Source organism: Paenibacillus sp. GCM10023252 (assembly GCF_042653305.1).
In the GTDB taxonomy this organism is placed as follows: Bacteria; Bacillota; Bacilli; order Paenibacillales; family Paenibacillaceae; genus Pristimantibacillus.
This window is the reverse complement of sequence record NZ_JBHSHW010000010.1, coordinates 174,457-185,784: the sequence shown is the minus strand read 5'-3', so window position 1 is coordinate 185,784 and position 11,328 is coordinate 174,457. Positions and strand designations below refer to the sequence as shown.

Genomic DNA, 11,328 nt, shown 5'->3' with positions numbered 1-11,328 from the left:
CTGTCTTCTACAGAAAATAATATATGCTAACCAGCCAGGCTGGATATAGCTAAATTCATCCCTTAATGGCACCAACCATAAGTCCCTTCACGAAATACCTCTGGAAGAACGGATAAGCGAATACAATAGGACCAATACCGATGATGCACATCGCCATGCGAACGGTCTCAGACGGAAGCTCCAGCACAGATCCACCTTGTGAGGCTCCCTGTGCAGCTTGTGTGTTAGAGGTTAGGAACTGAATGTTCAGCATCGTCTTGTACATGAGGTACTGAAGAGACACCTTCGAGCTGTCGGTAATGAAGAGCAAGCTGTTGAACCAGTCATTCCAGTAGTTGAGCGTCGAGAATAGAGCTACCGTTGCAATTGCGGGCACTGATAGAGGCACGACAATGCGGAAGAAGATTCGGAATTCTCCCGCTCCATCGATCTTCGCGGATTCCAACAGCTCCGAAGGCAAGCTTCCGAAGAAGGTCCGGAGAATAAGGACGAAGAACGGTCCTACGAGCATCGGCAGGATGAGTGCAAGGAGACTATCCTTCACGCCAAGCATCTTCACATAGACTAGATACCAAGACACTAATCCTCCATTGAACAGCATGGTGAAAAAGATAAAGAAGGAAAAGATCTTCCGATGCGGGAAGTCATTCCTCGCTATGGGATAGGCATACAAGGCCATCAGGAGGACGCCGACCACAGTGCCTACCACAGTAACGATCATCGTAATGCCATAGGAGGTTAGAATCTGACTGGCATCCTGGAACAAGAACTCATACGCATACGTACTGAACTTCTCCGGCCAGAACTTGTATCCATTCGCAATGACCATCGTCTCATCCGATAACGAGACGGATACGACAAGGAAGATGGGAACGATACATACTAATGCGAAGAAGGCGAAGAAGATATTGATGAACAGGCCGGTCACCGGACTGACGCTGTTAATGCCACGCTTAAGCTTGAACATGCTGGGCCTCCACCTAGAACAATGCGTTCTCTTTATTAGTCTTGCGTACGATATAGTTGGACAAGAATACGAGAATGAATCCTACGAACGATTGATAGAAGGCAGCTGCTGAGGACATGCCCACATCCCCCATCGTCAGGAAGGTGCGGTAGACGTAAGTGTCGATAACATTCGTCGTATCGAAGATGGCTCCAGCATTCAGCGGTACTTGATAGAACAGCCCGAAGTCCGCGTAGAATATTCGACCAATCTGCAGCAAGGTCAGCACAACGATTAGCGGCATCAGCTGAGGCAGCGTAATTCGTATCGCTTGCTGCCACTTGCTCGCACCGTCTATGACGGCTGCTTCATAATATTCGCTGTTGAACGTGACCATTGCGGCGACGAAGTAGACTGTGTAGTAGCCAATGTTTTTCCACAGATTGATAAGAGGTAGAATGAACGGCCAGTACTTGGGCTCTGAATACCAAGAGATGGTGTCGAGCCCCAGCCACGGAAGGAAGGTGTTATTCATGAAGCCGTTCTCATTGTTCAAGAACGCGTAGACGAGATAGCTCACCACAACCATCGACAGGAAGAACGGGAAGAACATCGTCGATTGGTAGATCTTAGGTAGGTAACGACCCCTCAGCTCATTCAGGAGAACTGCGAATAATACAGCCACTATAATGTTCATTGCAATGAATACGAAGTTGTACAACAACGTGTTCCTCGTAATGATCCAGGCGTCATTCGTGGAGAACAGGAACTTGAAGTTCTCGATGCCGTTCCAGGGACTTCCCAGAATGCCGTCTGTATAATTGACGTTCTTGAACGCAACGAGCAGACCGAACATCGGAATGTAATTATTAATAATAAGGATAACGGTCGTCGGCAGGAGCATGACGTATAGCGGCCAGAATCTCCAGTATTTGTTCCAATTGAGTATTTGCATGTCTCTCACCTTTTCTCTGATTTGCTCTAAGTATAGCGAGCTGCGAACGCTGTGGTCTAACGCTTTCATCACCTTCATTAACACTCTTATGACTATTTGCCCCTGACGCTAGACTCCGATGACAATTAAGCTGGACAAATAAAGTAAGCGCTATAATAATGAGAGTACACTAGAGGTTGTAGGGAGCTGATCTGCTATTATCGCTTATCTCCATAGATTGTTCAGTTCTGTAGTCGCTAAGTTCATGCTGTTGTTCGTTGTCGTCATTGCTCCTCTTGTCTTCTTCCTCTATTACAATAATTACTATGCCCGCAACGTAGTAGAGCAGCAGGTGACGGATTCCTATGAGACGATGCTGTCGAACTTCGTCAATCAGTCGGATGAGATTATGGAGGCTGCTGAGAAGTACTTAATCAACATACAGCAGCAGGAGCTGGACGTGAATGCCATGGACCTTACGTTCACCGATCACACGAATTACACCTTGTCCAAAGTCCGGGTGTACAATAAATTCTCGATGAACCTGAGTTATATGAACGGAATTGACTCCCTTATGCTGTACTCTATTAAAAATAATGAAGCCGTACTGTCCACCAGCCATACGGACTACCAGTCTAAGCTTGATGCTGCAACGAAGCTCATGAATGAACGAAGTCTTAGTGCCCCTATTCCTCAGCGGGGACAGCTTGGTACCACCTTCCTTAACATCAACGGCAAGCATTATATGATTCGGCTCTATACAGCGAGTTCTACTCTCATACTAGGAGCATGGATTGACCTTGATATGCTCGTAGCCTCTCTGAATGCGGACAACTCGGCTATTCTGTCGAATGAAGGCACCGTGCTGGCCAACCGCGGACTATCGGGAGAGCAGCTGGAATGGATGAAGGAGTATCTCTCCAGCACAGGCTCACGGCCTTCAGAGCTGGAGACACGAGTCCTCCTGCATGACCGGGACCACCTGCTGTTCATGAAGACATCTGCCTCTCAAGACTTGCGTTATGTCATCATGATTCCATCCAAGCAGATTCTGCTCAGCCTCTCCTTCTTCCAGAAGGTCATCTTGGTCATCCCTGCTGCCATCCTGCTCATACTGGGGCTGTATGCCGCCTTCATGCAGAGAATGCTCATTCGCCCGATGAAGTATATTATGAGCGGGATGAGGAGGCTCTCGCAGGGCAATCTGGATACGAGGCTGGAGCTGAGCTCATCTACAGAATTCAACTACATGATGACGACGTTCAACAATATGGCGGAGGAGACGAAGAGCCTCAAGCTCTATATCTATGAGGAGAAGCTTAGAGTTCAGCAAGCGGAGATGAAGCAGCTCCAGATGCAGATCAACCCCCACTTCTACGCTAACAGCTTGAATATTATTAACGGTATGGCACAGCTGGGGGAGTACTCCTCGGTCCAGAATATGACCCGGCTCCTCGCCGCCTACTTCCGCTTCGTCACGACAAGCTCACGGCCCACCATATCCCTGCAGGAGGAGATCGAGCATATTCAGAACTATCTGCAGATTCAGAAGTACCGCTATCCGACGACACTTGTGTTCGAGGTGGACGTGCATGATGAGCTGCTCCATGTGCTGCTGCCGCCGCTGACGATTCAGCCGTTCGTCGAGAATGCCATTATTCACGGCTATCAGAAGAAGATTAACCCCTTCATCATCAGACTTCGTTCAGAGCTTCCTAGCGGACTATCACTGGAGGAGGCGGACAGCTTCGAGATTATCATTGAGGATAACGGAGTGGGCGTATCATCCCAGCAGCTGGAGCAGCTGACGCGCTCCGCCCAGCTTCCAGGCACGGATAACCAGCATCTGGGAATCTGGAACGTTCAACGAAGATTGAAGCTTAGCTATGGAGAGGAGAATGTGCTCATTCTGTTCGAGGATGTACCGGAGGGCGGACTGCGAATTCGAATGAAGCTGCCGTTAACGGCAAAAAAAATAAAGCTTAACGAAGAGGAGAAGTGCTTCCTCTAACGATAAGCTCCATCGGGAACAGCAGCTTGCGGGACTGCTGAGGCTGCTCAAGTCCAGTCATCCGGTTGAACAGCAGGTCTACAAGCGACTGTGCAATAAGATCAATTGGCTGACGAACGGTCGTGAGCGTCGGGGTAACGAGCGCGGCTGCATTAATATCATCGTAGCCGACAACCGATATATCCTCCGGCACACGCAGCCCGCGGCTCATCAACTCCTGAATGGCTCCAATAGCCATCAGATCATTGCCGCAGAATATAGCGGTGAACGGGGTCTTGTTGTCCACAAGCCTCCTCGCCGCTTCCCGGCCGAAGGCAATCGTAGGGTCACCGCGCTGTATGAGAGCTTCGGAAGCTGCGATCTGACGCGTGAGGAGAGCTTGTCTGTAGCCAAGCTCTCGATCCGGACTTACAATCGGTCCCCCGATATAGGCGATCTCGGTATGTCCGAGATCAAGCAGATGATCGACGGCTTGTCTGGAAGCCTGAATGTGATCTCCCTGTACGGAGGACATGCCGCTAATCTCAAGCTCGAAGCTGACTCCAGGAATATCGAATGGGCCGCTCGCGCTATGGCGCTCGGTGTAGTCCGCGAACAGATGAGAGACGCAGAAGATGATGCCGTCCACCTTCTTATCCGCGAAGGAACGAAGCGCTGCCCGCTCCTTATCCACTCCTTCATTGCCTATCATGCACAGCGTCATGGTATAGCCTCGCTCCCAGAGCGACTTCTCAATATATTCAGCAAGCGTGGCCCAGAATTCATTCGTCAGACCGGGCAGCAGCAGGCCGACCGTCTTCGTCTCCTTCATCACCATGGATCTGGCGATGTAGTCCGGCTGGAAGTCCAGCTCTTCAATCGCGCTCTGAACCTTCTCCCTCGTACTGCGCAGCACGCGATCCTTGCCGTTCAATACGCGCGACACCGTAGCAATCGATACTCCTGCCCGCTCCGCTACATCTCTAATCGTTAACTTATTCATCTTATCCCTCAATCTTAGCCATGTTACCCGAAGCTTATCATCAAGCACTCCCCCTTGTAAAGGCTTGCCAGAGGCCGCTGATGTAAGCCCAGCAGCAATAAGCTCCTTACATCTCCTCGACGGCTACCCAGCGCTTCCGTTCAATAGAGGCATCCACGGCCTCCAGCACCTGCTGGCACTTGACTCCATCGACGAAGCTTGGGCTGCAGGGCTCATCGCTGTCAATCGCCTTCACCAGCGCATGGACCGCATGGATGAACGTATGCTCGAAGCCTAGTCCATGTCCCGCCGGCCACCAAGCCTCCATGTACGGATGGCAACCCCCTGTTGCCTGAATGCGGCGATAGCCTTGAATCTCCTCCTCATCACTGTCCAGATACAGCTCAAGTTCGTTCATCCGCTCGAAGTCGAAGCGGATGCTGCCCTTGCTGCCATGCACCTCGAATGCATTCGAGCACTTCTTGCCGCCTGCAACACGTGACGCCTCGAAGGTTCCGATGGCACCGCTCTTGAAGGAGGCCAAGAATGCAGTCGCATCGTCAACCGTCACCTCCCGCTGTTCCTCTCTGCCGTAAGGCCGCTGCTTGGTGAAGGTACGGCTGACGCCTATGACCTCCTCGAACTCGCCCACCAGATACCGGGCAAGATCCACGACATGAGCGTTCAGGTCTCCGTGGGCACCAGAGCCTGCTACCTTCTTATCAAGCCGCCATACGAATGGCGCATTCTCGTCCATGAGCCAATCCTGCAGGAAGGATGCCCGATACTGCTTAATGTGACCGATTCGACCTTCATTAATAAGCCTCTTAGCCAGCTGGACCGCTGGCACGAAGCGATAGTTGAAGCAGACCATATGCTTCACGCCCGCCTTCTCAGCCGCCTCCAGCATCTCTCTGGCATCCTCAAGGGTAATCGCAAGCGGCTTCTCGCATAACACATGCTTGCCTGCTTCCACAGCTGCGATGGCAATCTCCTTGTGGACATCGCTTGGAGCATTAATGTCAACGACGTCTATGTCCGGATGGGATACTAGCTCGCGCCACTCCGTAGTGAAGGATTCGAACCCGAATCGCCGAGCCGCTTCTTCTACACCTCCGGCATCACGGCCGCAGATCATGACCCGCCTGACCGCAGATACCTCGGGGAAGAACAAGCTCAAGTCGTGATAAGCATGCGAATGTGCCTTGCCCATGAATTTATACCCAACCATGCCGACAGCAAGCATAACCATCCCCCTTTTATTTGTGTAAATAATTTTATATAATTGTAAAAACGTTTACACATTTCTTTCCTCATTAAATCAAAGGCAGAACGATGCGTCAAGAGAGAAAGCCTCTTATCGCATATGTATTACGGAAAGATTGTTAATAGTCATAATTGTGATACAAGAAGTCATCACGGTGCTTTACTTGCGCAGGGGGATGTAGGTATATTGAAAGTTAACGCTACCAATTACGGCCTTGGGGGGAGCAGCATGTATACACTGCTTATAGTAGATGATGAGATGATTGCTGTACGCGCGATTGCCGAAGGAATAGATTGGTCGGGACTTGCCATATCCCATATTTACACCGCTTACGACTATGATGAAGCAGCCGAACTCCTCAAGCTGCATACCATCGATCTGCTAATCACCGACATTGAGATGCCTGGCAAGAATGGTCTTGAGCTGCTCGAGCATGCCCAATCGGTTAATCCCCATATCGTCTCCCTCATTACGACAGGACACGCGAGCTTCGACTACGCGCATCGTGCAATCGGTTACGGAAGCATGCATTATCTGCTGAAGCCGCTCGACTTCGCTGAGCTCCGCTCCCTGATTGCAGGCGCGATTGCCAAGCTTGAGGAGAAGCGCAGCCTGGAGACCTTCCAGGATATCTATGAACAATACAACAGACAATGGAATGGTCAACTTCCGCTCCTTCGTGAGCGGTTCTGGCAGGATGTCGTCAATCAACGAGTGCTGCTGACCCAGGACAAGCTGGAAGCGCAGACTACTCTGTATGACATTCCCGTTAGCTATCGGTCAACGATTATTCCGGTATTGATCTCGGTAGAGGAATGGCGCAAGGAGCTGAACACACGGGATGAAGAGATTATGGAATATGCGCTGCGCAATGCGGCCGCAGAGCTCATTCTTTCCACGATGCAAGGACAGGTGATTCAGGAGCGGAATGGGTCTAGTTTAGTTCTTATTTTCACCGATAGCCTCGACGCTATGGATCATGATGGGCTCTTGCATTCCATTCGGGCGGGCTGTGAGGTGTATATTCGCAAGTGCGCAGAGTACTTCGGGTGTATCCTATCCTGTTATATTGGCGAGCCGAGTCCGCTCGATCGGCTGTCTCATATGTTCCGCAATCTGATTAATCTGGAGAGGGATAATGTGACGCAGCCTCAATCGGTCCTGCTCTATCAGCCTCGGATCGCCGAAGAGCTGCCTGCCAGCCTAGTGCTGCCGGACTTCGATAAGTGGCAGACGCTGCTCGAGACAGGGCGCAAGACGGAGCTGCTGGATGAGCTGGCGCGCATCTTCACTTCCATGGCCATCGCGGAATCGGTCACTTCCCGAACCTTGAAGGCCTTCTATACCGATTATGTGCAGCTGATCTACAAGGCCGCAGCGGCCAAGAACCTGCGTATTACCGACTTAGAGTGCCTTCGCAGCGAAGAGGAAGTGCCGCTCTACCTCCGCTCGCTGCAGCATCTCCAGCATTGGGCGGTTAGTGTCATTGAGGAATACGATGAGCTTGTACGTACGCACGGGGTCCATTATTCGGAGGTCGTGGATCAGGTCATAGATTATATCGGGAAGCATCTGGACGAGGAGATCTCCCGGGAGATGATTGCCGAGCATGTGCATCTTAACTCCGCTTATCTGTCGAGGCTGTTCAAGAAGGAGACAGGAATGTCCCTGAGCGACTATATAATGAAGCTGAGGATGGACAAGGCGAAGGAGCTGCTGCGCGAGCCTCAAGTGAAGGTCAGCAATGTGGCGGCCTCTGTCGGATACACCCACTTCTCGCACTTTGCGAAAATGTTCAAAAAATCCATCGGCCTCACCCCGCAGGAGTATCGGAAGGGACTCAGCTCATATGACTCAGACAAGTTAAAGTGACTGATATGAGTCAGCTTTGGTCAATCTAAGCTTTCAGATTCAAGGTATCTTATTAAAGATTGAATTTGATTGTGGTACTTGTTTTGTACAAGAATAATTTCACGGTCGATTTCTTCCAAGTGTTTTTTGGATCCCATCTGATCATGAATACGATAGAATGTAAGGTCCTCATGAATATAATAATACTCATAGTGCGGCAGCATTCTTAACCACATCTCATAGTCATGGGTATATGGCAGAGATTCGTCGAATAGGCCAATACTAGAGAACACATCCTTTTTAATTAATACGGTGGACCCATTCACAACACAGCCCTTGATTAGTGTGTTTGCCAGGTATATTTTTTTCGGAAAATTCATACCGTTCATGCTGCTAGTTACCTCATTCTTGGTGTTAATTAGAGCATACGAAGTATGACAAAATCTACCACCATGTTGTTTGAGCTTTACCATTTGTTTAGCAATCTTCTCTCTGTTAAAGAAATCATCTGAACTAAGCCATGCAATGTATTCACCATTTGCATTTATAATTCCTGTGTTTAATGCGGATGCAGTGCCGCCATTTTCTTTTTCTATATATGTTATTCTGCCTAAGTAAGGTTTAAGAAGATTCGTATGAATAGTTGAACCGTCATTAACCAGGATGACCTCAATCGAATCATAAGATTGACTAAGAGCGCTGCTGACCGCCTGTTCAACGTACGGGCAATTGTAGAAAGGAATTATTATGGTTACTTTAGGTTGCAAATCAAGTCACCTCGTTTTCACATTATTGCAACTTATTGAAGTACCATATTAGGATATGCAAGAATGTTGTATTCGTATGGACGATGGTTCAATTAACGAGACTATACAAGTAGACGGTATGAGGTATCGCTGACGCAGTACTGCGCTTCGCTAGTGACATACCGATGAGGAGCTTGGCGGGGAGAGGCAAGTAGGGTCTTAGTCAGAAGTTGAAGAGCTTTTTTCTTTGCTACACTATCCCCTTCGCTCAGAATTCCATTCCTGACTGAAGGGGATAGTGAGCAAAAGGTGGAAAAGCCACGTTGACCGCCAGTATTAGAGCATTGTTGGTTAGTTATGGCTGCAAAAATAAAGATACTAAAACACTAAAAGCCATATTCAACGAATAAGGCTTTTCGGTAACTTTTAATAACCGCTAGTTCTTTGTAACCACAATATCATAAAAATAAGTAGTTTTCATGCTTCCTCCTGCATAAAGATCAAGTCGGAGTGTACAAGCTGTTTTGTTTACATTAATGGTTCCGCTATATTGAGTCATATCTGTTGTATTGCTTATAAACAGACTATCAATTGAGCTGCCGGCATTACTAATCGTGACTACGCCTTATCCATTGCTTACGGTAAAGGTATTAGCAGCCGGGCTATTTGCCCATGTCCCCCAATTCAGAGTTGGGAAACACTCAGCCAAACCGTGAGTGTAAAACCGAACACCGACTATGTCCTGTCAGCATGGTTCAAGGGAGGTCCAATATGGATGCGTGTTCACTCCAAATCCACCATTTAGAAGACGATTTGGTGATTCAGGTAGGGCTGGCTTAGGGCCGTTTGAATTAGGGAAAGCCTTGCTTGATGTTGTTAACTCCATGGCTCCTATGTCTATCCCGTTACTCTGAGGTATGGACACTGATCCAAAGGTACTCTCAAGACCGTTTGCTGAACGAATGAACTCCAAATCAGGTGCCAGGTGGTATCACGACGGGTGAAGTTGACCAAGACTCTCACTCTTGATGAGGCGTTTGTCATAACGTAAACTTGATGCCGCTGCAAATGCAGACACACCTGCATCGATACTAGCTGAACTGGATTGCAAGGAGAAGTCGTACCTACTGGCACTTGTAAACTTCGGATCTGAATAACCGGACTTTCCAGATACATTGTTGTTTGATAGTGTACTATTCTCATACGACGACAAGTTCTCATACCAAGCATTTGCTCCACTTGATTGATAGACGATATTATTTGTAATCGTCATGTACTTATTGGCATCCCACAACGTTAATCCAATATTGGGAAGAATATAGTCAGAGGCCAATGAATTATTAACAATCGTATTGTTGTGGAGAATGTCGTTATAACTACAATATTCGTATAGTTTTCAACAAGACTAATACCTGAACGCTTATAATTACGAATGTATAATCCCTGAATGGTTACCCCAAAAATTTTTACAGTATCATTACTATAAAAAGCCATATGGGCAACATTGGACGCGCCAGTTCTATTGCTACGTTCTCCATCGAACACAGGTACCTCATTCGGGAATTTCGAATCGTAATCGGATTTCCCGAAGTTCCTGACTTTTTAATTGTCGTTTTCCTGACCGTAATACACTCCTTCTCAAATATACAAGGTATCGTGTCTAGAAATTTAGCAACGGTTGCAAATGGCTGGGATAAGGAACCGTTATTTAAAATCTATGCTTCTCTAAAACCAACTGGGCCGCCTCCAAGTAAGTAACCGGTACAACACTATTCTCCTCGAAGTAAGCCAGCACCCTCGGGTCGGTGAACAGTCTGCGCTCCCATTCCCTTGATTCCGCTACCTCGCTGCCAGACACCTGCTCGTTGCCCAGGCAGCGAGTCTCTTCATCATCATAGGCTGGATGAGCTAAGAACCCGTACAATCCCGGCTCTGCAGCATCGAGTCGCGAGAGGAACTGCTCGACAGGGTCTCTGCGTGACACATCAGCAGGAGCAGGCGGCAGCTCGCGATAGTAAGAGCGGTAAGAGATCAGCCCTTCTCGCTCGCACCAAGCATCGAAGGTCGGCGCTATCCGCTCATCCACCCACTCGAAGCGCATATGCGTATCGGCATAGACCGGCTGTACGCCAAGCTGACGAGCATAGTCCAGCTGAGCTTGCAGCTCGGCCATTAGCTCCTCGAGCTTGAATCCTGCATCCCGCATATGCACCGGGGAACGATGGAAGCTCCCGTCCTCCCGCACCAGTGAAGGAACCTCAGACGCAGGGAGCACAGGCTTCCAGCGTACGCGGTCCCACTCCGCATTCACCGTACAATGCAGTCCAATGCATAGGCCACTGCTCTGTGCAGCCAGCAGCTTGGCAGCGTCCGCGGCATGCTCACAGGCGGTCATGAAGGAAGTATTGCGCATCACACCTTGTTCATACGCTTCTATAATCGCTTGGTTGGCCGACCGGCTGCTGCCGAGGTCGTCCCCTTGCGTAAGCAAATAGATGTTACCTTGTCTCATCTTGTTCCCCCTGCCTTCTATTCATCTTCCTACTCTTATATGGTCTCTATTATAATGCTAACTCTGCCCGCCTCGCGACGGGCAGAATAAAAAAAGTCCG

General features: G+C 49.1%; 8 protein-coding genes. 2 read left to right on the top strand and 6 right to left on the bottom strand.

The features are described from left to right. Positions 1-55: 55 nt before the first annotated feature. Together ACFO9Q_RS08995 and ACFO9Q_RS08990 are read right to left on the bottom strand one after the other, a co-directional pair. Complete coding sequence (locus tag ACFO9Q_RS08995) at positions 56-967, bottom strand: carbohydrate ABC transporter permease (RefSeq protein WP_379180956.1); 912 nt, start codon at positions 965-967, stop codon at positions 56-58. 13 nt (positions 968-980) lie between these two features. Then, a complete protein-coding gene (locus ACFO9Q_RS08990; RefSeq protein WP_379180954.1) occupies positions 981-1,901 on the bottom strand; it encodes an ABC transporter permease in 921 nt (306 codons plus the stop codon). Between the two features lie 244 nt (positions 1,902-2,145). On the opposite strand from ACFO9Q_RS08990, the gene ACFO9Q_RS08985 reads away from it, so the two are divergent. Further along, entirely contained in the window at positions 2,146-3,891 is a 1,746-nt protein-coding gene (locus tag ACFO9Q_RS08985) for a sensor histidine kinase (RefSeq protein ID WP_379180952.1), read from the top strand. Here ACFO9Q_RS08985 and ACFO9Q_RS08980 read toward each other — a convergent pair. Then, the gene (locus ACFO9Q_RS08980) at positions 3,863-4,873 is read right to left on the bottom strand and encodes a LacI family DNA-binding transcriptional regulator (RefSeq protein ID WP_379180950.1); all 1,011 of its coding nucleotides are present in this window, start codon (positions 4,871-4,873) and stop codon (positions 3,863-3,865) included. The genes ACFO9Q_RS08985 and ACFO9Q_RS08980 overlap by 29 nt on opposite strands. A 106-nt stretch (positions 4,874-4,979) precedes the next feature. Next, positions 4,980-6,104: a Gfo/Idh/MocA family protein gene (locus tag ACFO9Q_RS08975; protein WP_379180948.1), complete on the bottom strand. Its 1,125-nt coding sequence runs from the start codon at positions 6,102-6,104 to the stop codon at positions 4,980-4,982. 201 nt (positions 6,105-6,305) lie between these two features. On the opposite strand from ACFO9Q_RS08975, the gene ACFO9Q_RS08970 reads away from it, so the two are divergent. Beyond that, positions 6,306-7,991, top strand: a complete 1,686-nt coding sequence (locus ACFO9Q_RS08970) for a response regulator transcription factor (RefSeq protein ID WP_379180946.1) — start codon at positions 6,306-6,308, stop codon at positions 7,989-7,991. Positions 7,992-8,011: 20 nt separating this feature from the next. Here the strand turns inward: ACFO9Q_RS08970 and ACFO9Q_RS08965 are convergent, their stop codons facing one another. Further along, positions 8,012-8,737: a glycosyltransferase family 2 protein gene (locus ACFO9Q_RS08965; RefSeq protein WP_379180944.1), complete on the bottom strand. Its 726-nt coding sequence runs from the start codon at positions 8,735-8,737 to the stop codon at positions 8,012-8,014. A gap of 1,687 nt (positions 8,738-10,424) precedes the next feature. Beyond that, positions 10,425-11,228 (bottom strand): ChbG/HpnK family deacetylase, encoded by an 804-nt coding sequence (locus ACFO9Q_RS08960; RefSeq protein WP_379180942.1) that lies wholly within the window; start codon positions 11,226-11,228, stop codon positions 10,425-10,427. Positions 11,229-11,328: the final 100 nt, after the last annotated feature.

Coding starts and splice junctions, on each gene's coding strand:
- ACFO9Q_RS08990 (WP_379180954.1), bottom strand. CDS start 1,901: ATGCAAATACTCAATTGGAACAAATACTGGAGATTCTGGCCGCTATAC.
- ACFO9Q_RS08985 (WP_379180952.1), top strand. CDS start 2,146: ATGCTGTTGTTCGTTGTCGTCATTGCTCCTCTTGTCTTCTTCCTCTAT.
- ACFO9Q_RS08980 (WP_379180950.1), bottom strand. CDS start 4,873: ATGAATAAGTTAACGATTAGAGATGTAGCGGAGCGGGCAGGAGTATCG.
- ACFO9Q_RS08960 (WP_379180942.1), bottom strand. CDS start 11,228: ATGAGACAAGGTAACATCTATTTGCTTACGCAAGGGGACGACCTCGGC.
- ACFO9Q_RS08975 (WP_379180948.1), bottom strand. CDS start 6,104: ATGGTTATGCTTGCTGTCGGCATGGTTGGGTATAAATTCATGGGCAAG.
- ACFO9Q_RS08995 (WP_379180956.1), bottom strand. CDS start 967: ATGTTCAAGCTTAAGCGTGGCATTAACAGCGTCAGTCCGGTGACCGGC.